Source organism: Occallatibacter savannae, from assembly GCF_003131205.1.
In the GTDB taxonomy this organism is placed as follows: Bacteria; Acidobacteriota; Terriglobia; order Terriglobales; family Acidobacteriaceae; genus Telmatobacter; species Telmatobacter savannae.
This window is the reverse complement of the sequence record NZ_QFFY01000003.1, coordinates 408,936-431,050: the sequence shown is the minus strand read 5'-3', so window position 1 is coordinate 431,050 and position 22,115 is coordinate 408,936. Positions and strand designations below refer to the sequence as shown.

The window sequence follows — 22,115 nt, the reverse complement described above, 5'->3', positions numbered from 1 at the left end:
ACAGGGAGCTCGCCAGCAACACTGTTGCCTCGTGTTCTGACCAAAAAAGAGGGACCGCTGCGAGGCGCCGCAGCGGTCCTGAATAAGGCTGCCAGCGTCGCGCTAGAGCCTTGGCAACTCCACCTGGAACGCGATGCTGCGCTCCAGTTCACGCTTTACAGCCCGTCTGCGTCCTGCCAGCAGTTCCGCTGCGCCAACGCTGCCCACCAGACGATTGCTGTCGCGATCGACAACCAGCAGCGTCAGCGAACCGGTTGTAGCCATTTCCTCGGCAACCGCCCGGCACGTCTCGTCGCTGAACACGTAGTTGTTTGGTAGGTAGTGCATCTCGCCGACGATTACTTCGTCGCCCGGAGGCAGTTCCGTCATCACCTCAGATACGGTGACAAGTTCCAGCGGATCCACGCCGTACTCGCGCGACAGGTGATAGCCGCGCCGGCCCAGCTTCTCCGTCAGAATCGATCGCAACATCACGAGCGATGTCACCAGATATGACGCTGTACACGCCAGCACCAGGGGCAAAATCGCCGGAAGAGCGTGTGTCAGCTCAAGCGAAAACAGAACCGCCGTCAGCGGCACTCCCAGTGCGCCTGAAAGCATTGCTCCCATCGCCATCAGCGCCCACAGTGCCTGCGTCGGCCCCGGCAGGCCCGCCAGGTGCGCCGCGCCTTCTCCAATCGCAGCTCCAATCATCAGCAGGGGCGCCAGCACTCCGCCCGAAGTACCGGAGCTCAGAGAGAACGCCCACATCAGCGACTTCGCGATGATTAGCCCGATCAGCAGCGCAACCGGCGCATTGCCGCGCAGTAGCTCCGCGATGTTGTCGTACCCCACTCCCAGCCCGCGCGGGAAAAAGAAACCGCCGACCCCGATCCCGATTCCGCCAATCGCCGGCCACCACATCCAGTGGATGTGCACATGCCCGCAGAAGTGTTCGAATGCGTCTTCAAGCCCGTACATCAGGCGGCTCAGCCCAGCCGCCGCAAACCCCACCAGGATTCCAAGCGGAATGGCGACGAACAACGACTGCTCTAGATGAATGTTCGCCGGCAGTTCTACAGGAAACAGTGGCCCCGCTCCCAGCCACCAGATGCGCAGTGCGCCTGCCGTCACGCTCGCCACCGCAACCGGCACCAGCGAACGCGGACGCCACTCAAACAGCAGCAGCTCAACCGCAATCAGAATCGCGGCGATTGGGGTTGCAAAGGTCGCCGACATACCGGCCGCAGCACCCGCCACCAGCAGCGTAGTACGCTCCGCATCCGACAACTTCAACCACTGCGCCACCAGCGACCCGAACGCGCCGCCCGTCATGATGATCGGGCCTTCCGCGCCAAACGGCCCGCCCGAGCCAATCGCAATCGCAGCCGAGATCGGCTTCAGCACCGCAACCTTCGGGTGCACGCGCGCGCCATTCAGCAGAATTGCCTCGATCGCTTCGGGAATACCATGTCCGCGGATCTTGTCTGTTCCGTACCGCGCCATGAAACCGACGATCACCCCTCCGACTACTGGAATAATCAGCATCAACGAGTGCGGCTGCGTCGATCCTGCCGGTCCAACTAGCTCGAAGCTCACGCGATGGTAGTAGAAGAGGTTGGTTGCAAGTGCAATCAACCGCAGAAGCACCACGGCCAGCCCCGCTCCTCCGGTTCCAATCACAATGGCGACCGCCGACAAAGACCATGTGCGTCGATCGACGGTAAAGTCGCGTAAAGCTGACGGACGTGACCTCACAACACCTCCGCAACCTGCGCGCCCGAGTGCATCTGCACCCGGCGCAGTGCGCGCACAAGCCTCGGCGCCATCTCATTGAGTTCGCGCGCGTGCTCCCCCGAAAGCTTCTGCAGCACCTGCCGCCCCTTGCGCGTCAGGCGCAGAATGGCGCGGCGCTTGTCATCTTTATCGATGGTTCGCTCGATCAAATCTTCTCGCTCCGACCGGTCGACGAGTTCGACCGTGCTGTTGTGTTTGAGACCCAGCCGGCTGGCCGCATAGGCAATCGTCACCGGCGTCTCGTGGGCCGCACCCGCAACCTGAAGAAGCAACTGGTGCTGCTGCGGCTGCAAGCCCGCTTCCTGCGCCGCGTTCTCGCTGAACTGCAGAAAGCGCCGCAACTCGTAGCGGAAATCAGCAAGCGTGTGCAGCAGGCGAGCGGACTCTTCGAGCTCATTCTTCATAAATATATCGTAACACGATATACAGTGCTTGCGGCAGCTGCTGCCATTACGTTCGTGTACTATCGCGTAAGCTGCTGCTGTTTCTACCCTATGCACTCGGGAGTTTGGGATGAAGCTATCGACGTCAATCGCACGGTCCATACTGCTTGCACTGGCCGCAACTGCAGGTCACGATGCGTTCGCACAGGATGCAGCCGGCGACCTTCGTCCCGCCCCATATCAGGTCGCATGGCAGGACCTCGAGTTCGGCGTCATCATTCACTTCTCCACCAACACCTTCCTCAACCAGGAATGGGGTGACGGCACTGCCAGCCCTTCTACCTTCAATCCCACGCAATTCGATCCCGAGCAGTGGATGAAAGCGGTCCGCGACTCCGGCGCGAGATACGTCGTGCTCGTTGCCAAGCACCACGATGGCTTTTGCCTCTGGCCTACAGAGCAAACCAACTACAGCATCAAAAGCAGCCCATGGAAGAGCGGCAAGGGCGATCTCGTCGGCGATGTCGCGCGCGCCGCCCGTAAGTACGGTCTCAAGTTCGGCGTCTACCTCTCCCCGTGGGATCGGCACGAACCGAAATACAAAGACTCCACCGAGTACGACAAGTACTACAACGCAGAACTCGAAGAACTCGCTACGCGCTACGGCGATCTCGTCGAGTTCTGGCTCGATGGCGCAGGCAGCGCCGGGCACGTCTACAACTTTCCCAAGATCATCGAGACCCTGCGCACCTACCAGCCGAACACGGTTGTCTTTGCCGACACTGGCCTCTTCGAATACGGCGACGCCCGCTGGGTAGGCAATGAAGCCGGCATCGTCGATTACGAAAACTGGAACGTCATCGACCGCCACGGCTATCGCCGCTGGCGTCCCGTCGAGGCCGACACGCCGCTGCGCGACAAGCACTGGTTCTGGCATCCAAACGATGAAGCATCGCTCAAGAGCCTTTATACGCTCCTCGACACCTACGACAAGACAGTCGGCCGCGGCGCGCAACTCATGCTTGGCCTTGCGCCCGACAACCGCGGCCTTCTCCCCGACTCCGACGTCAAGCGCCTTCAGGAATTCGGCTCTGCTCTGAAGAAACGCGAGGAAGGCAACCTCGCGATGTACCACCTGCCGCCCTCGTCTCAAGAAGTCGCAGCCGCCCTGGACGGCAACTCCGACACCTTCTCGTCAGCGCCTGCCGGCTCGCATCACTCCGACATCGAAGTGCAGTTCGATCATCCCGTCACGCTCGACCACGCCCTCACCATGGAACGGCTCAACAACGGCCAGCACATTCAGAAATACGCAATCGAAATCTGGAGCGAGCCCGATCAAAAGTGGAAGGCCATCGCAGAAGGGCAGGCAATCGGCCACAAGAAGATCGACGCATTTGCTCCGGTCACCGCAAAGCGCGTCCGCCTTAATATCCTCTCCAGCACAGAAGCCGCCGAGATCCGTGAATTCCAACTCTACAACTGGAGCCAGCCCGGTTCGCACTGAGCATCAGCGGTTCCTCATCGGAAGCTGAATCGCTATCGCCGCACTTCGCTTTCCGCATCGAGCTCGGTCGCCTCGATCGCCGCCCGGAACGCCCGCACATCATCCTCAAACACCAGATATGTGCGCTTACCGCTCTGCCCCATCTCCGCAGATTCATCCGAGCTTCGGCTCAGCGACGAGTGCACTTCTTCTAAGCCCGTCCGCAGCGTCAACGCCCGCACATTCGCCGGCCGTATCCCTCCGCCCGCCATGATCGAAATCCGGCCCCGTGCATCGCGCTGCAATTGCGCGAGCCGGTCCATGCCCTGCATCGCATCCGCCGCTCCACCCGAAGTGAGAATTCGATCCGCGCCAGTGGTGATCACATCTTCCAGTCCGCGCCCCAGATCGTTGCACACGTCAAACGCCCGATGAAATGTCACGCCAAGAGGCCGTGCGAGTTCAACCAGCCGGCGAGTTCGCTCCACCTCAATCTCACCACCGGGCGTCAACATTCCCAGCACTACCCCATCCACTCCGCGCGCCTTCACCTCTTCGATATCGCGCGCCATCACATCCATCTCTGCATCGGAATATACAAAATCGCCGCCTCGCGGCCGGATAATAACAAAAACCTGAATTTTGACAGCAGCGCGTACAGCGCTGATGAGCCCTGCGCTGGGTGTGATGCCTCCCTCGCTCAGCGCGCTGCAGAGCTCCACCCTGTTTGCTCCGCCGCGCGCGGCAGCAATTGCCGACTCGACGGAATCGATGCAGATTTCAACGTTCATCACTCAAGTGTACGTGCTGACGCGTCGATGAACTTAGCGTCATACGCAACGAAGCGGACCCGAAGGTCCGCCTCATTGAAGCTCGGTCAAGATCAACGCTGCTGTAACTCTGGATCGCCGCGGTGCCGCTCCGTGATCCGCACCGAGTGATCCAGTTTGAACGTAAGCAGAGTCTCCGCCGGCAACACAATCGGCTTGTTGCCGGTGAATGCCGTACCCGCTGTGCCGGCACCGCCTCCTGCGAGTGCGCCGATCGCCGCGCCCTTGCCTCCGCCCGCCAGTCCGCCGATCAAGGCGCCGAGCCCGGCGCCACCGCCAATCAACGTCGCTGAGCGCTTCCCCTTGCCTTGCTGTGCCTGAGAGATCGAGGCAGTCTCAACGGGGTACGAACCCCAGCGCGATGTCACGCGATCGAGTTTTACCACCAGAGCAGCGCCGCCCTTGAACCTGCCGAGCGCCTTCGCATCCACGACAGTCCCTTCAGCACGTGCCCCTTTCGCGATCACAACCTCGCCGCCCTTCATAACGTCATCGGCAACAGTCGCCGTGAACGTGTCGCCCGCATGCGAGATGTTCGATCCGAGATCCGAGTCGAGTCGCACGCGAATGCTGGTCCCCTCCGGCAAGTTCACAACTGCTGGCGGTGGCGGAGTAGCCGGCGCAACGGCCTGCTGGCTTGCCGGCGCGCCCACCTGTCCCGCTGCTGGTTGACCCGCGCTCGCCTGGCCTGCCGGAGCAGTGCCGTCAGGCGAGGCCGGCTGGCTCGCCGCAGGCTGAGATGTCGTGGCCTGGTTTTGAGGAGTTGAGTTCGATTTGCAGCCGGCAACCGAGAGCGTCAACGCAAGCGCGGCTGAAGCAAAGAGTGCGATACGGGGTTGGAAGTTCATAGTGCAGACTCCTTTTCCTTGCAGGGGATTCTCGGAACAGAGCAACGGGCAACAAGCACTTCAGAATTCCACGCAACGATGATACTCCCCGCCGGTAAACGGGAAAACATCGCGGCTCCCCCCGCCTATCGCAGATACTCTTCGGGCTTTGTCGCCAGCGAGTCCGGCGGAAACGTCTTCGGGTCGGCACCCAACTCAACGTTCGGCGTATTCCCCATCGTGATCTCCAGAGTTCCCCCGTTCGCAACATCGGCGTGCCGGAACCACACCTGGTTCAGCATTTGTCCATTCAGTCGAATGCTCTGCACATACTTGTTCTCGCGCGACGCCCCATGTGCCACAATCACGAAATCCTTGCCGTTCTTCAGGTGAATCGTCGCTTTCTCGAATACCGGGCTGCCCACATCGTACGTCGGAATCCCGGGCGTCACCGGATAGATGCCCAGCATTGAGAACACCACAAACGCGCTCATCCCGCCCCCATCTTCATCCCCGGGAATCCCGTGCAGCGTGTCCCGGAAAAACGTCTCAAGCAGCATCCGAATCCGCTTCTGCGTTTTCCACGGCGCACCCAGCCGGTTGTAGATATACGGAATCGCAAAACTCGGTTCGTTCCCCATCGAGAACTGCCCCACCATCGACGTCGAATCCGGAAACTTCGCCTGGAACTCGTATTTTGATCTGTCCAGCGGTTCCCGAAACAGCTGATCCAGATTCTCCTTAGCCTTTTTCGTCCCGCCCATAATCGTGAACAGCCCGTCGAAGTCCTGTGCCACATCCCACGTGTATGTGTAGCCGTTGTTCTCGTCGTAGTAGTCGCGGCCGCCCATGCCGCCGCCAAACTTCGGATCGAGCGGCTCAATCCACTTGCCCTCCGCATCCTTCGGCCACATTAATTCTTTATCTGCGCGAAACAAGTTTCTGTAATTGGCCGCGCGCCCGAGAAAAAGCTTTTCATCCTCAGTCTTCTTCAACTCACGAGCAATCTGCGCGATCTCCCAGTCGTCGAGGCTGTTCTCCAGCGTCACCGGCACAGGCTGCCGCTTCTCAAACGGATGCACGTGCGGATCCGTCTCCTTCTCTCCCGGCCGAAGCGCAGGCATATACCCGTGCGCATTGTAGAAATCGTCCAGCGGCCCCTTCGGCCCCAGCCGCCACGGCAGCAGCGTATCCTCGAGCGATCGCTTTCGAATTCCCTCATATGCCGTAGCGAGATCAAAATTCCGCACCCCCTTGAACCATGCATCCGCAAAGAACGGGGCCGAGTGATTCCCATTCATGCAGGCATAGTTTCCCTGCGCCAGCGCAAACGTTGGCATAATCCCCGATTGCTCATACATCCGCACATACGACTGCAGCTTGTCAGCCTGTACATCCGGATTCAGCAGCGTCTGCAAGGGTTCCAATGCGCGAAACGTATCCCACAGCCAGTTATCGACGTAAAACGGCCGCGCATCCCGATGCACTTTGTGATCGAACGCGCTGTAGTACTGCCCGTCCTCGCTGATGTTGATCATGCGCTCCGACGACCGATACAGAGCCGTGTAGAAAATCCGCCGTTGCGCTTCCGTCCCGCCCTCAACCGCGATCCGCCCCAGCGTCTCATTCCACCGCGCCTTGGCAGCATCTTTCACGCGATCGAAGCCCCAATCCGGAATCTCCCTGCGCAGATTCTTCTCCGCCTGGTCCACGCTGATGAACGAAATCCCGTACCGGAACTCAAGCATCTTCACACCCGCGGTCACCGTCACCCGGCTCTTCTTTCCCGATCCGCCTGAACTCACCTCAGTCGGCGCGCTGAACTCCCCATAGACGTACGCCGTCAGTCCATCCACCGATTCCTGCCCGATCACCGCGCCCTTGTCCGCCTTCTGTAAACTCCCCTCCTGCCGATTCTCAACAACAACCGATCCCCGCCCCTTCGGGAACGTAAACCGAAAATACCCGCACCGCTCCGTCGGAGTGAACTCCGTCCGCACCAGGGAATCGTCGAATCGCACCGAATAGTAGTAAGGAGTGGTGATCTCCTGGTCGTATGCCGCCGCCGATCCATCCCCCGGCATGATGCTGAACAACTCCGGCTGACGATGCGAACTGATCGTCAGCGGAAACGAAGCAATCTTGTCGTCCGTCGCGTCTTTCCGAATCGGATAAAACCGCACCATGCTGTTCGGCAGGTAGACCGCGGGCCGCGTCGGCTCCAGCAGTATTCCGATGTTGCCAATCGACGGATCAACGTACTCAACCTGTGCGAATGCCGCCACGCTCAGCCACGATAGGAAGAGAAGAATGAGTATCGCCCGTCCGGTTGAGAATGACTTAGTTCTGCTGCTTGCCCTTCGGAAAAAGCTCAACGGTCACCGTCCCTGTGTTCCAGACGAATGATATAAGCAAAGTCTCTTTCCGTCGGATGGAGGTGCATCGGGTCACGCAAACAAGCGGCACTCTGATTTTTGATCCCGAAACAAAGCTGCCTGCAACTCCCCAATAAGTAATCCTCACTGTCGCGACCATCGTAACCGGCCCACCGCACCTCGGTAGGATTTGAAGATGATCGGAGATCTCTACAATTGAGAAACAGCGGAGTCATCTGAATTCATGGACGTAGATGTCGCCATCATCGGCGCAGGGCCTTTTGGACTGTCGTCAGGAGCCTGGCTCAAAAATAAAGGCCGCAGCGTCGGCATCTTCGGCGACCCCATGAGCTTCTGGCGCGATCACATGCCCGCCGGAATGTACCTCCGCTCCAACTGGGCCGCCTCGCACATCTCCGATCCAAGCACAAAGCTCACACTCGATCACTTCAAGGCAGACACGGGCGCCAAATTCGGGCAGCCCATTCCCCTCCAGAACTTCGTCCAATACGGCGAGTGGTATCAGAAGAAAGCTCTGCCCGAGTTGCAGCGCACGGAGGTCAGAAACGTCGAGAAGAATGGCAACGGCTTCAAAGTCTCCCTCGACAACGGATCACAACTCAAAGCTCGTCGCGTCATCGTCGCCACAGGCATCGCCCACTTCCCCTGGATGCCCCGTGAGTTCGAAGGCAACCCCAAGTCGCATGTGACCCACACCTCAGACCACAGCGATCTCAGCCGCTTTCGCGGAAAGCGCATAGCTGTCATCGGCAGCGGACAAAGCGCGCTCGACGCAGCCAGGATTCTCAAAGCCTTCGAAGCAGATGTCGAGGTCATTGGTCGCCAGAAAGAGATTCGCTGGGTCGGCCAGAACGCCTGGCTGCATAAGCTCGGCCCCATCTCCTGGTGCCTTTACTCCAACTTCGATGTCGGCCCTGCAGGCCTCAGTCGACTTGTCGGTTTCCCCAATCTCTTCCGCAAACTGCCGCGCAGCCTTCAGGATCCGCTCAGCCACCGCGCCACGCGTCCCGCAGGCACCGGATGGCAAAAGCCGCAACTCCAAGCGGTTTCCATGACCCTCGATCGCCTCGTCACCTCCGTCGATCTTCAGGGCGACACAGTCAAGCTCAAGCTCAGCGACTCCACCGAGCGCCTCGTCGATCACGTCATCGTAGCCACCGGCTATCGCGCCGATGTTTCGCGCTACAAGTTCCTCGACGCGTCCATCTCCCAGGCCCTGCGAACCTCTGCCGGCAGCCCGGTCCTCACCCGCGCCCTCGAGTCCTCGGTTCCCGGTCTCCACTTCGCCGGAAAGCCTGCCGCCTGGAGCTTCGGTCCCCTCCTCAACTTCATCTCCGGAACCCACTTCGCCGCTGCCGAGTTACTGAAAGCCTTTTAGCCCCGTCCCCACCCCCGCACGACGGCAGACAAAGTTCAGCTCAGAACCCCGTACCAGAGCGCAGCCACGAATCCCTTCGCCATCCCTGGCGACCTGAGAACCGTCTGGTGGCACTATTCCGCCGCTCTTCGCTCAAATATCAGCTACAGGCAATGTGATCAAAAGTCAATGCGGAATGATCGAACGGGCAGCGCTTTTCAGCGCGGGTTGATTGTTTTATACGTTAATGATCATTTTCTAGTTGAAATCCTGCCAAGATCGTCGTATCTTCTCCCCAACGCATAAAGCGCCCTTCCGCGAAATACGTGTGGCCTGCGGAACAGGGCCGATTACATGCCGGCGATGCGCAGATTACGAGAGCCGGCCTTGCAACAACCTTGGGAGGCGAAGTGCATCTTCAAACGAACGGCTCGACTCGCGAGTCGGAAACGACCTGTAGTTCGATGCAGCGGACGGTCAGTACTGCTGCCAGTCTCTTCGCGAAATCCCCTGGCGAACCCATCCAGGAGCCATTTGCCTGAAGGCTCTTGAACCACAGTGCGCGCTCGCGCGCGAGACTACGAGATCTCAAATGAAAGGTGCGATGGCAATGATTGACCTCAATCGGAGCGTTTCAGTGAGGCGTCCCCACGCCGCCCCTGGTTTCCCGAAGATCTGTAACTTGAAAGCGACCATTGTTGCTCTGCTCGCGCTGCTGTTCTGCGCGTCCGCAGGTGTATCGAGCGCCCAGCAGCTCACGGCGACATTAACCGGCGTGGTCACCGACAGCACTGGCGCGGTGATTCCCAACGCGGCCGTCACCATAACCGAAGCCGCGACACATGCAGTCAGGACCGTTCAGTCCGACGCCTCCGGCAACTACTCAATCACGAGTCTGCCCGCCGGCACTTACAACCTGAACGTCTCCTCACAAGGCTTCGAGACATTCGTCGCCAAGAACGTCGTTCTCAACGTTGCCGAGAAGCGCGGCCTGAACGTTCAGATGAAGACCGGCTCTACCAGCACCACGGTCACCGTCGAGGCTGCTGCCGTCAACGTCGATACCGAGTCCAGCGCGCAGGCCGGAACGATAACCGGCACGCAGATCCGCGAACTCGAGCTTGCCGGCCGCAACTTCCAGCAACTCGTCACGCTGCAGCCGGGCGTAGTCAGCGAAATGGGCGACGAAACAGGTCCCGGCTACACCGGCATGTCTGTCAACGGAGCCCGCGTCGGCGCCAACAACTGGACCGTCGATGGCTCTGACATCAACGACTCCGGTTCTAACCTCACCGTGACCAACGCACCGAACGTCGACGCCATCCAGGAGTTCACTCTTGCCCGCGGCACCTACGACGCCGGCTACGGACGCTCCGGTGGCGGTCAGGTTGTCGTTGCCACCAAGAGTGGCACCAGCTCCTTCCACGGCACCGCCTACGAGTTCCTTCGCAACACCGCTCTCGACGCCAACGAATGGTTCAACAAGCGCACCCAGGCCGAGAACGGCGAGCCGAACAAGAACCCTGTCAATCATCACAATGTGTACGGGTTCACCATCGGTGGCCCCATCTTCATCCCCGATCACTACAACTCCAGCAAGACCAAGACCTTCTTCTTCTGGTCCGAAGAGTGGCGTAAAATCAGCACTCCCGGCGGCGACAGCATGCCGGCGGCCTCGCAGGACATGCTGAACGGCGTAGTGAAGGGCAACTTCACTGGAGCTCCGGCCGGGTGTGCCACATACAACGCAGCCAGCGACACCACCACGATTTCGCCAAGCTGCTACAGCGCGAACTCCAAGGTCTACCTGACGAACGTCTTCGATAAATACCCGGCCAACGACGGCTCGCGATACACGTTCTCGTCCTCCAACCTCAACAACTTCCGCGACGACATCGCTCGCGTCGATCACTACTTCACCGACAAGATCCACTTCTACGCCCGCTACATGAACGACACCATGCCGGTGGACAACCCAGAAGGCCTCTGGGCGGGTTCGAACTACCCCGGTCTCGTCGACACACTCGTCAACTCGCCCGGCAAGAACGCCGTCGGCAATCTCACCTGGACCATCAACCCCAAGGTCGTAAACGAATTCGAGTTCGCCTACTCGCAGGGCACCTACTTCTCGCAGATCAAGCCCAACCAGTTTGCGACATCCGCCGCCATCAACAGTGCACTCACCAATCAGTGGTCGCCCGATCCCTACGGCAAGGTGCCGGCCATCTCCATCACCGGCGTTACCGGCTTTAACGCAGGTTCGTCGCCCTGGAACGAGCGCAACCTCGACCGCACGTACTTCGACAACCTCTCGTTCAACCTCGGCAAGCACACTCTGCGTACCGGTTTCCAGATCCAGCAGATGATCAAGACCGAAAACGCAGTCAACGGCGAGCCGAACTTCAGCTTCAACTCCTGGGGCGACTTCCTGGTCGGCAACGTTTCCAGCTTCACGCAGACGCTACCCGACATCATCCCTGACCTCCACTTCATCAACACCGAAGCCTACGTTCAGGATGACTGGAAGATCACGCCGCGCCTCACAATCAACCTTGGCGTGCGCTGGAGCAGGCTGCCCTCGGTCACAGACGTAAAGAACACGCTGTCCAACTTCGATCCGAAGTTCTACAACGCAGCGAATGCGCCTAAGATCGACCCCGCAACCGGCAACTTCGTCGCAGGCCAGTATGTCAACGGCTTCCTGCTCCAGCCGGCCACCTACACCAACGGGCTGATCTTCCCCAAAGGCGCTGCTTGCACAAACGCGCAGAAGCTCTCGCCCATCGCGTCGTGCTCGCCCTTCGGCGCGTATGTCAATCCGAATTACAACTCCAACTTCGCTCCGCGTCTCGGCTTCTCCTACGACCTCACTGGCAACGGCAAGATGGTTGTTCGCGGCGGCTTCGGCGTCTTCTATGACCGCCTGCTCAACGGCATCTGGGAGCAGAACGCGTTCACAAACCCGCCGCTCGCCCAGGGCAGGACGATCAACACCACCAAGTTCGACAACATCAACGCCGGCACGGTTTCCGTCAGCTACGGCCCCAACCTGCTCGTCGCCACTGGAAACCCGGCGTTCTTCGTGCCCAGATACTCCAACTTCAACCTGAGCATCCAGCGCGAAATTCTGCCCAGCACCGTCCTCGAAACCGCGTACGTTGGCGCGCTCGCGCGTCACCTGCTCGGCCAGTTCGACCTGAATCAGCCCACAATCGCTTCCGTGCAGGCGGCTCCGACAACGCAGACCAATGCGCTTCGTCCCTATGCCGGATACTCAACCATTCGCGATCGCGGACCGTTCTACACCAACAACTACAACTCGCTACAGGTCAGCCTCAACCACCACTCGCACGGTCTCCAGGTCGGCATGGCATACACCTGGTCGAAGGACCTGACGACGCAGTCTGCTGATCGCGATACCTACTCCACCTATCAGTACGACTTCAAGCTCGACTACGGTCCGGCAACCTACAACCAGCCCCACACCTTCACCGCCAACTACGTTTACGACCTGCCCTTCCACACCAATCAGGCTGGTCTCATCGGCAGAGTCGCAGGCGGATGGGAAGTTTCCGGCATCACCCAGTTCTTCTCCGGCCAGAACTTCTCCGTCAGCCAACCGTTCGATCCCTGGGATCCGAACGGCGCGCACGTCGGCACAGGCAGAGCGGGTACACGTCCTGATCAGATCGGTGCTGTTCACCTGACGAAGAGTGTTGGTGCCTGGTTTACCACCGGCGCTTTCGCTCCCGCAGTCAACCACTGGGGTACGGAACGCTCGGGCAGCCTGCTCGGACCCGGTTACGAGAACTGGGATCTCGCAGCAATCAAGAACACCCGCATCGCCGAGCGCCTCTCGCTTCAGCTTCGCGGCGAATTCTTCAACGCCTTCAACCACGAGAGCTTCTCGGGAGTTGATGCTTCGCTCAGCGATTCACCGTTCTACGGTGGTTCCGGCTTCGGCGAAGTCACCAGCGGTCACTCACCCCGTCGCATCCAACTCGGCGCCAAGTTCATCTTCTGAGCGCCGTGTAACTCTCCTGAATCGGCCGGAGCCTCCGCTCCGGCCTTCTTTTTTGCTCCTTCCCGCACAAACTCCTAACCATAAAAGCAGAGGGAAGCAATAAGCGTCAGGGCACGACTTTACAGGTTCTGCAAAAGTCCGAAACGGCTGCGTTTTGAAAGGGCACAGATTTATCTGTGCCGAGAAGGGGTGCAATGAGAGCGCGGCTTTAGCCGCTGCGGGACGGTTTCGATGAGTCTTGGCAAGACCGGCGCATTTCAGCAACCTGTTTAGTCGTGCCGAAAGAGCCTTCTGATAGGAATGGGGGGCTTAGCCTCCGCAACATGACTGCACTTGCTCTGCCGCGAAGGGAAGGGAACTAGCAGGCAGAGCTCCAAGCCGCATATGTCATCGAACTACTGTTTCGGCGTCGACTCCGGCTTCGCTGCCCCCGAAGGAATCGTCGACATCACCTTCAGCAGCCTCTCATCTTCCGCCTTGTTCAACCCGCTTGCCTTTGCGAACTCCGCCTTTGCTTCCGCGGTCTTACCCATCGCGCGATACAGTCTCGCCAACCGGTAGTGCGCGTTCACATCTTTCGGATTGATCCGGATCGCTGTCTGAAACTCCTTCAGAGCCTCATCTTTTCGCCCCTGCTCCGCAAGCACAATCCCCAGGTCACGATGCGCCATGCCATTTGCAGGCTCTGACTGCGCCACCCTCTCCAGCACTGGCCGCGCCTCCTCAAACTGGTTCATCTGCATCTTTGCGTCGCCAAGATAGAGCATTGCCTGCAGATGCTGAGGGTCATTCGCCAGCTCGGCCTCAAACTCGCTCGCCGCCTCCGGATACTGGCCCTTGGTCCACAGCAGATACCCAAGCCCGAAGTGCACATTGGGCTCCTTCGCATTCACCTTAGCCGCTGCCCTGAACTGCCGCACCGCGCCCTCGTGATCCTTCATCTCGTCGAGCGCCTCGCCCATCAGCATCTCCGCTTCGGCTGAGTCCGCATTCAACGCCACAATCCTGTGAAATGCATCTTGCACACACGCGTAGTCCTTCGACCAGAGGCAGCTATGCGCCAGCGTCAGCAGCAACGTCAGATTCTGCGGATCCTGGCTCACGGCGCCCTTCAGCAGTCGCGACGCCTCTGCATACTGCCCCAACCCGTAGTGCGACATTCCGACAAGAATCGTAAGTTGCGGATTCCCCGGTTGCGCCCGCAGCAGCGGAACCAAATCCGCGATTGCCTGTTGATATTCGCCCGCTTTAAACAGCGCCAACCCGAGATTCAGCCGCAATCCCGGCATCCTCGGATCGAGAGCCATGGCTTTGCGATATTTGCCGATCGCCTCGGAGTACCGCCCTTGCTTCGACTCAATCAGCCCGAGATGTGCGAGCGGCTCCGCTTTCGTCGGGTTCTCGCGCGCCAGCTTGCCCCACGCTTCTTCAGCCTCCGCGAGCCTCCCCTCACGCTCCAGCGAAAACGCCACTTGTCCCGGATCAGTCTGCGCAAACAGGTTCACGCTCAGGCCAAGCGTCAAACACCCGCCACACAGAAGCCGCTTCACCATCGAAATCAGAGTTGTCGCAGCGAGAGGCACTCGATGATGCCTCATTCCCGATTGAGCTCTGGCCAACGTCGTTTCCTCACGAAGCCAGATGCCCCCGCTCATACCCTCGCCCTTTCGGCCGCAAACAACCGCATCAACTAGACAAAGGATACTTCACGGCCGCACGTCCTTCTGCGCTCCCGCGTGATTCCGCTCGCATACTCTCGCTTCAGAACCATCGCGAAACGTCGCTAGTTCACAATGCCTCCAGCTTCCTTCGTTTTGTCGCAAACACCGCTGGTTGGCTGAACAGGCAGGAAAGTGGTCCAGGCCGCTCCTCCACCAGTGGCGTTAGGCGGGTTAAGAGCGCCCGGCGTGCTGAAGTCGAAGAAGTCACTCATATCTCCGTTCTGCAGCCAGTAGGCGTCCCTTGCTGTAAGGGGTGGAACGTTGAAGGTCTTCTCGATAAAGGCCAGGATCGCAGTGCTGTCCATCGGCACGTGCGAGACGTAGTGCGGCTTGACGTACGGCGAAATCACGAGCACCGGAACACGGAGCCCAGTGAGATTGAACATGTTGTATCCGCCGTTTTGCGGCGTGGGAGCGGTGAAGTTGGCGTTCGGGCCGGCGTGGCAGTACCCGTAGGATCCGTTATTGGGATCGGGACACTGGCCCTGCGCATAGGCATCCGGTGGGGGAACCGTCAGGGGCGGCACATGATCGTAGAGGCCGCCGGACTCGTCGTAGCTCAAGATGAAAACGGAGTCCTGCCAGGCGTCGCTGTTCATCAGCGCGCCGATGATGGACTGAACGTATGCCGCTCCTTTCTGGAGATTGTTGTCGGGGTGCTCGTCAAGTGCACTCGCGCCCGAAGCAGATTCGATGAACACGACCTGCGGCAGGGTCTTATCAGGATCGCAGGGCGATCCGTTGCAGGTGCCGGCGAGCATGTTCAGCAGATAGCTCGTGGGGTATGTGTTGTTCTGGACGGTCGGATCGGTGTAGTCCTGGAAATTAGGAAGGAACATGCCGTCCTGGTAGTAGTACTTCCAGCTGACGTTGGCCTCATTCATGGCACGATAGATTGTTTTGGCGCTGTATCGCGGATGAGTGTTGTCGGCGTCGGGATACTCGTGGCCGAAGGAACTCGCTGACTCGATGAACATCCGGTTGGGATACGTCGCAGTCAGGATCGGCGAGAACCAGCGATCGCTGGTCGCGAAGAAGCTCGCGAGATCGTAGTAGTAGGGCAGATCGGTCTGATCGTAGTAACCCAGTACGCGAGTGCCGTCGGGATCGTAGTTAGTCTCGCCCGAGCCCAGGCCGCCATTGGGAGTGTCGAGGAAGTTGCTCATACCGAATGAGCCGGCGGGATAGGTACTCGTCTTTTGCCATGCCGCATCGCCGCCTTTCAGCGCGATGTTGTGGTGGCTCTCATCCCAGGAGGGGGTTGGGTTCTGGGTACAGACAGTGGCTTGATGGAACGGTTTCACCTGCTTGCCGTCATGATGATTGGTAAGCACCAGGTTGGGGTCGAATCCATCCACGTCCGTGGAAGCAGCAGTAATGCCGAACGGTTGCAGACGCTGCGCGCGATAGGCTCCGAGAACTCCAAAGTAGTTGTCGAAGGAGCGGTTCTCCTGGAGCATGAAGATAATGTGCTTGATCTTCCCGGCTGCAGGAGGCGCGACGGTCACGGTGGTGGTCTGCTTGAGCTGGGTGCCGTCGGTCAGCGTCGCAGTGGCGGTATAGGTCGTGGTGGCAGCCGGCATCACGGTGACGGAGCCTTTGGGCAGCGGAGTGCAGGGAGCGCAGCCGCCATTGTCAATCGTCAGCGCAGTCACTGAAGGATCAACTTGCCACGACAAGACCACCGGCTGATTCGCCGTGCTGTTGGCCGGAGTCGCGGTCAGGTTGATGTTGACAGCAGTGATGGTGACGCTGACGGGCTGACTCTGGCCGCCGGAGCCGGTAGCAACCATCGTGTAAGTCACCGTGCTCGGAACGGGGATCTGGAGGCCGGCGGGTTCTGAGGTTGGGAACGTGCCGCCCTCTTCGGGATCGCTTTGGGGAAGAGCAGGGGTAAACGCGACCGAGTTGGCGTTTGTGCTTTGCCAGCTCAGCGTCGTCGATCCGCCTGCCACCACAGTCGTGGGATTGGCGGTGAACTGGCTGATCTGCGGCACGCCGAGGGTCACGGTGACAGCCACCGACTGGGGCTGCGTGCTGCCTCCCGGGCCTGTGGCGACAGCAGTATAGGTGGTGTTTTCCGTCGGCTGGTCGGTGGCTGGATTAGTAGCCGTGGAGATCTGCCTTGTGGCGCCATCGGCGCCCACCGCCGTGATGGCGACAGACGTGGAATTGGTGGTTTGCCAGTTCAGCGTGATCGAATCGCCTTTGGTGATGCTGTTGCTCGAAGCGCTGAACACGAGTGTTGGCGCAGCCGGTGGCGGTTGAGTCACGGCCACTTGGACTTGCACCGGTTTGGTGCTGCCGCCCGCACCCGTTGCCGTCGCCGCATAGGTGGTGGTCACGGTGGGTGAGTCCTGGTTGGATCCATTCACCTGAGCCGTGGGAATCGTCCGCACCGTACCGTCGCTGCCGGTCGCGGTGATCGTAAGAGCAGTGGCATTTGTGGTCGTCCACGTCAGGGTTACCGACTGGCCCGACGTGATGCTGCTCGCGCTGGCGTTGAAAGTGATCGTCGGCGCCTGCGCAGGAGCTGCCGTTACGGCAACCTTGACCTGCTGCTGAACGCTGCCGCCGCCGCTCCCCGTGGCCGTCGCAGAATACGTGGTGTCCTGGGTCGGCGTGTCTTTCGCCGTGCCGCTCAGTTGAGAGTTGGTGGCGATGGTACGGCTGGTGCCGTCAGCGCCGGTCGCGGTAATCGAAACAGAAGCTGCATTCGTGCTCTGCCAGGTCAGGGTCACTGCCTGGCCGGCGGTAACACTGCTTCCGCTTGCCGCAAATGTGAGTGTAGGAGTTGGCGTCGGGTTCGACGACGGGCCCTTGGGACTGGAACCAGAAACTGAACCGCAACCGGTAAGAGCAACAAAGACTGAGACTAAAGCTATTCCAAACAGCGCGCTGAGACGCGTCATGAACGGGCCACTCCTGCTGAACAAACGAAATGAAGGTGAGGCTCCTGGCTGCTGTTACGCGTCTTGCTTTCGTTTTGTGTCACAGAGTGTACAGCGTATCGATGACCAAGAGAACCATCCGGCAGTGATCAAAATGAAAAACAACAGTCGTTCAAAGGCCCCTTGCCAAACAGCAGATCCCTATCGGTTTGCCGTGGATTGCCCAAATTCTGCCGAGCTAAAATTGCCTACTCTCAGTTAGATTGCTCATCGCGGCAAGACGGCTGCCTCGCACCTCGACAAAGTCGCTGCAACGAAAGTGTCTGGATGACCATTACGTAGGGCTACAATGCCGCTTCGAGTACGCTTCAGTGTCGTGCCATTCTATGTTTGCCCTTCGGCAGCATCACCTTAAACGGGAGGCGTGAACCCCTCTAAGGCCGGGATATTGTGGCGACACAGTGCCTCACATGAATAGCTCCAGCACATCGAACCTCTCTGAATCAGAACTCCAGTTCGAGAGATCTCAACATCTCGGCCGTGCGTTTATCAATATCGCTGGATGTTTCTAGCGGAGGGAGAGGGATTCGAACTTGAGCCGCATTGTGGGCGTGAGCGCAGCGGGAGCCCACAGGCGAAATCCTGAGCTTGCGAAGGACCTCAGATATCTATGGCGGAGGGAGAGGGATTCGAACTTGAGCCGTATTGTGGGCGTGAGCGCAGCGGGAGCCCACAGGCGAAATCCTGAGCTTGCGAAGGACCCTTGAACTTTTATGGCGGAGGGAGAGGGATTCGAACTTGAGCCGCATTGTGGGCGTGAGCGCAGCGGGAGCCCACAGGCGAAATCCTGAGCTTGCGAAGGACCCTTGAACTTTTATGGCGGTGCTAGCAGTCCAGTGCGAACCCGTCTCCGCTTCAAATTCCCGGGAACAGGGAAATTTACAGGGAAAATCACCGTGTCTGTATTCTACTCTCATCGAAGACTGGCCATTTGCCCTGGGATTGAGAGCTTTGCGCGTCAGAATCACCGGAAAATATCAGGGAAAATTCACGCACAAAACAGGGAAATCGTCTCGATAGATCAGGCGAAGATTGATCAAAGGTCCGAGTAGCCGGTTACTCGACCCCACGACCAGATTCCGCTTGGTATTGCTTCCACGCGGATGGCAAGATGTCTGCCTCTGTGGTGCATGGGAACCACCGTGTAATGCAGGACAAATCGAAGTTGGTAAGCTCCTCAATCTTCGCGGGTGGTGTGGTAGGCAGCGAGAAGGTCATCAGCTTGATGCAGCCCTCACATCCGCCGGGTTTACCGATGAAATAGGTCGGATGGAGCTTGCGCTGTGGCCAGAACTGATATGGGCCGAACTCCTCCTGTTGTACCGCACGACCGAACAGTCCATATCCACCCCGATCAACTTGTGAAACGTAGGGAGGAACATCGAGCATCAGTATGAATTCGGTGCGATCGACGGTGCCGTTTCGCGCTTCAATCGTCGCTCTGGCTGTGGTCTCATGCCAGCCAACCGCCCAATAAGACCAGACCGCGATTCTTCGGAAAGCGTTCTGTGGCACCCAAATTTGATCATGGACTCCTATATCGATCTGGCAGGTCTGCGCATCGCATTTGCGTTCGACGTTGGCGAATCTCTCCCAGTTGTCAGCAATACGTTGAGCATCGGCGACTGTGCCCCCATGAAGCTGGAAGCCACGCACATCGGCGAGAAGATGCTCTGCACGCGCTCGCAGCGCATGTTGCTGGACCCCGATGTATATTGCCGCACTGAGAGCAGCAAGCATTACGACGGCGGAAATCATGGGGAGAATTCGTCGCCACGACATGCGTTTTCTCACTTGAAGATGTAGACACCACGTATTGCACATTTGTTCCAGATCGCGTGACCGAAGAGCGATATCCAGCAAGGATTCTGGCAAAGAAGGCTCAAGGTAGGACATTGTGAGCCTGTAATCGGCTACTCGGAACCTACTAGGGCGAAGGATCGTCAAAGGTCCGAGTTGCCGGTGACTCGACCGGAACGCACGAGTGGAGCTATCTTTGCATCGGTGAGATTCTCAATGCTTGAACGAATTGTTCCGATGATTCACGTACCTGACGTTGAGGCAACCGCCGAGTGGTATTCATGGGGTTCGATGTTCGGGCGACCAACCGGGAAAGCGAAGGCGGCAAAATTGACTGGACGCTGCTCCGGCTCGGACAAAGCGAGATCATGTTGAATGCCGGTGGCCTACCGAGTTCCGCGTCCCGGCGTGAATTTGATCTCTATATTCATGTCAAAGACGTCAATGAAGTCCGGACACGCATCGACGGCAAGGCCGAGATAGTCGAAGAACTCAATGAGACCTTCTATGGTGTGCGTGAATTCATCATCCGCGACTGCAATGGATTCTGGATCACCTTTGGCCAGTCGAAGTCTACTTCCGAGTAGTCGGTAATTCGCCCATAGTGCTTTCTTTGGTATTGTTCCAACGGCTCCCGAGCGAAGATGAGAGGCTTTGAACGGGTTTGGAGTTCAGTCGTTAGAATGCGTAGTGGGAGGAACCGTCACCAGACCTGAAGCTGTTCCTGCTCCGTGTGTGGTTGGGCCTCAAGGAGCCGCCGCCACCTAGATGAGAGACTTGCGACTCCGAGGCCCTTGTCGGCTCCTAGGGGCTGGTGTGCAAGGAGCCTTGCTCTCGCAGCGAGAGTTACAGATTGGATGCTGGAACCTGCTTCGGCGGCGATTCATCATTGATCTCAGCTGATCGTCAGCCCTGAGATTCGCTGAAGCTCCTTAAGAAGTGCACCCTCAGTGATGACTATCGGAGATAGCGTCGAGGATGTAGCGTACCTTGGTCATGCAGGCAGGGCAGTTCGCTTCTAATATTCCCTGTGACTCAGAACGCGGTTCTGAGAAGGAGCGAAGGCAGTCTGGACAAGTCAAGACCACGTAGTCCTTGCCGTTTATTGGAATCCAGACAGGAGCCTTGTGAGGTTTTGGGAGATGCGGTCTCAGCGGTGAGAGTCCAATCAGTTCTTCGATCTTCGACGCAAGATCTGGCGGCTTGTACTGACCTTTTAAGAGGAACGCATCTGCGAGAGGAGCAGTGATGCCTGTACCAAAAAACTCTCCACTGATGGCTATAACAGGAATATGCGGAAATCGCTGTCTGACAATCGACAGCAATTCGAAGCCGCTCATTCCAGGCATTCGCAAATCAGAGACGATCAAGTCCGGCAGAACGGAGCGGAGTTCTACGAGTGCTTGAAAACCATCCTCAGCCGTTCGCACTTCGTGACCGAATGTTTTCAGGATGAGAGCGGAAGTCTCCCTGAGTCCTGCATCGTCATCGACGAATAGGATTCTCAGCTTGAACCCTTGCTGGGCCATACCAGCACTCCTGCTGCAAATTGGAATGCTGCCATTATAATCCCGCGCACCAGCTAGTTGGCTCCAGTCGTCTCAGGCGATTGCTTATGCTCCATCGCCTGCTGCGAGTAGAGTCTGTATTCTTTCGATCACTTCAGTCGGGTAGATCGGTTTGGCTAGAATCTCGAAACTGTAGCCAAGTTTTCTGGCGTTCTCAAGGAGATTGGCCGTGGACGACACTCCAGACATGAGGAGAACCTTGCGCACAAGATGCCGTCGCACGGAATCGATTGCCAGCTCAATGCCTGTCATTCCCGGCATCATCACGTCACTGAGTAGAAGATCAAACGATCCAGACTGCAGGAGACTCAGCGCATTCTGCGAATTGTAGGCAGCCACCGCGTGAAAGCCTTCCGCTGAAAGAACCATCACCAGCGTATCCGCTATGATGTCGTGATCATCGACGACAAGTACACTCTTCTTCGGCTTGGGAGACGCTGCAAGCAAATCTGCAAATCTCTCCTTCCGCTCGGTACGGAATGGGCAGCGTCTGTGGCAACAACGCTCTATCCGGTAAGATGCGGGCCAATGGCGTTCAGCGTATCTTTGTTCTCCACTGTCACTTCTGCCTAATGTGACTCATCCTACTTCTGTAATCAGCGGAACGGTTACTTCGTGGCGGGTAGTTGAGGTTTATGTAGACGTTTCTCGTGCCACGCTAGCTTCAAAACGATGAGTGTTTGTCAGTCGAAGTTCCTGGGAGGGGACGATGGAAGAGATGTATCAGGATGTCACGATCACACCGATTCGTCGCTTGGCAGCGGAACCGTTCATGTACAGACTCCTCGTATATGGGAAGAAACCAAACCTGTGGACCACCCCCGGTATCTATAGCACGCCGGAAAAGGCGATAGCTTCGTTCACACGGCCGCTGTGCGCTGAGTATCAGACCCACATTCTATACACGCTCCGCGATGGCAGAGAAGTGAAGATCCGGTTGAACAACTCCATCCAGTGAGCAGGTTGAGAATTGGTCTTCCTTTGCTTCGACGTCCG

15 protein-coding genes are annotated in these 22,115 nt (G+C 58.5%); 5 read left to right on the top strand and 10 right to left on the bottom strand.

The features are described 5' to 3' along the window. Nucleotides 1–102: 102 nt before the first annotated feature. Nucleotides 103–1,737 (bottom strand): chloride channel protein, encoded by a 1,635-nt coding sequence (locus DHV10_RS13595; protein WP_109486906.1) that lies wholly within the window; start codon nucleotides 1,735–1,737, stop codon nucleotides 103–105. Continuing rightward, entirely contained in the window at nucleotides 1,734–2,180 is a 447-nt protein-coding gene (locus DHV10_RS13590) for a MarR family winged helix-turn-helix transcriptional regulator (RefSeq protein WP_162601507.1), read from the bottom strand. Before DHV10_RS13590 ends, DHV10_RS13595 begins: the two co-directional genes overlap by 4 nt. A 109-nt stretch (nucleotides 2,181–2,289) precedes the next feature. Here DHV10_RS13590 and DHV10_RS13585 point away from each other — a divergent pair, with 109 nt between their 5' ends. Beyond that, entirely contained in the window at nucleotides 2,290–3,666 is a 1,377-nt protein-coding gene (locus tag DHV10_RS13585) for an alpha-L-fucosidase (RefSeq protein ID WP_109486905.1), read from the top strand. Nucleotides 3,667–3,698: 32 nt separating this feature from the next. Here the strand turns inward: DHV10_RS13585 and DHV10_RS13580 are convergent, their stop codons facing one another. The 3 genes from DHV10_RS13580 to DHV10_RS13570 form a co-directional block, all read right to left on the bottom strand. Next, nucleotides 3,699–4,436 (bottom strand): copper homeostasis protein CutC, encoded by a 738-nt coding sequence (locus tag DHV10_RS13580; protein ID WP_109486904.1) that lies wholly within the window; start codon nucleotides 4,434–4,436, stop codon nucleotides 3,699–3,701. Nucleotides 4,437–4,528: 92 nt separating this feature from the next. Beyond that, nucleotides 4,529–5,323, bottom strand: coding sequence for a hypothetical protein (locus DHV10_RS13575; RefSeq protein ID WP_109486903.1), 795 nt, complete (start codon nucleotides 5,321–5,323; stop codon nucleotides 4,529–4,531). Between the two features lie 125 nt (nucleotides 5,324–5,448). Then, entirely contained in the window at nucleotides 5,449–7,587 is a 2,139-nt protein-coding gene (locus DHV10_RS13570; protein WP_239461635.1) for a GH92 family glycosyl hydrolase, read from the bottom strand. A gap of 334 nt (nucleotides 7,588–7,921) precedes the next feature. Here DHV10_RS13570 and DHV10_RS13565 point away from each other — a divergent pair, with 334 nt between their 5' ends. Further along, nucleotides 7,922–9,076, top strand: a complete 1,155-nt coding sequence (locus DHV10_RS13565) for an NAD(P)-binding domain-containing protein (protein WP_109486901.1) — start codon at nucleotides 7,922–7,924, stop codon at nucleotides 9,074–9,076. 661 nt (nucleotides 9,077–9,737) lie between these two features. Next, nucleotides 9,738–13,079 carry a TonB-dependent receptor gene (locus DHV10_RS13560; protein WP_239461632.1) on the top strand — a complete coding sequence of 1,114 codons (3,342 nt, stop codon included), beginning with the start codon at nucleotides 9,738–9,740 and terminating at the stop codon, nucleotides 13,077–13,079. Nucleotides 13,080–13,474: 395 nt separating this feature from the next. Here DHV10_RS13560 and DHV10_RS13555 read toward each other — a convergent pair whose 3' ends face one another. The 3 genes from DHV10_RS13555 to DHV10_RS13545 form a co-directional block, all read right to left on the bottom strand. Further along, entirely contained in the window at nucleotides 13,475–14,662 is a 1,188-nt protein-coding gene (locus DHV10_RS13555) for a tetratricopeptide repeat protein (protein WP_162601506.1), read from the bottom strand. Between the two features lie 200 nt (nucleotides 14,663–14,862). After that, nucleotides 14,863–17,712 (bottom strand): alkaline phosphatase family protein, encoded by a 2,850-nt coding sequence (locus tag DHV10_RS13550; protein WP_109486899.1) that lies wholly within the window; start codon nucleotides 17,710–17,712, stop codon nucleotides 14,863–14,865. A 1,095-nt stretch (nucleotides 17,713–18,807) separates the two neighbouring features. Beyond that, the gene (locus DHV10_RS13545; RefSeq protein WP_162601505.1) at nucleotides 18,808–19,509 is read right to left on the bottom strand and encodes a hypothetical protein; all 702 of its coding nucleotides are present in this window, start codon (nucleotides 19,507–19,509) and stop codon (nucleotides 18,808–18,810) included. A gap of 323 nt (nucleotides 19,510–19,832) precedes the next feature. On the opposite strand from DHV10_RS13545, the gene DHV10_RS13535 reads away from it, so the two are divergent. Then, nucleotides 19,833–20,138 (top strand): VOC family protein, encoded by a 306-nt coding sequence (locus DHV10_RS13535; protein ID WP_109486896.1) that lies wholly within the window; start codon nucleotides 19,833–19,835, stop codon nucleotides 20,136–20,138. A gap of 360 nt (nucleotides 20,139–20,498) precedes the next feature. Here the strand turns inward: DHV10_RS13535 and DHV10_RS13530 are convergent, their stop codons facing one another. Beyond that, nucleotides 20,499–21,080 carry a response regulator gene (locus DHV10_RS13530; RefSeq protein ID WP_109486895.1) on the bottom strand — a complete coding sequence of 194 codons (582 nt, stop codon included), beginning with the start codon at nucleotides 21,078–21,080 and terminating at the stop codon, nucleotides 20,499–20,501. Nucleotides 21,081–21,164: 84 nt separating this feature from the next. Next, entirely contained in the window at nucleotides 21,165–21,566 is a 402-nt protein-coding gene (locus DHV10_RS13525) for a response regulator (RefSeq protein ID WP_109486894.1), read from the bottom strand. 262 nt (nucleotides 21,567–21,828) lie between these two features. Here DHV10_RS13525 and DHV10_RS13520 point away from each other — a divergent pair, with 262 nt between their 5' ends. Next, complete coding sequence (locus DHV10_RS13520; RefSeq protein ID WP_109486893.1) at nucleotides 21,829–22,077, top strand: hypothetical protein; 249 nt, start codon at nucleotides 21,829–21,831, stop codon at nucleotides 22,075–22,077. Nucleotides 22,078–22,115: the final 38 nt, after the last annotated feature.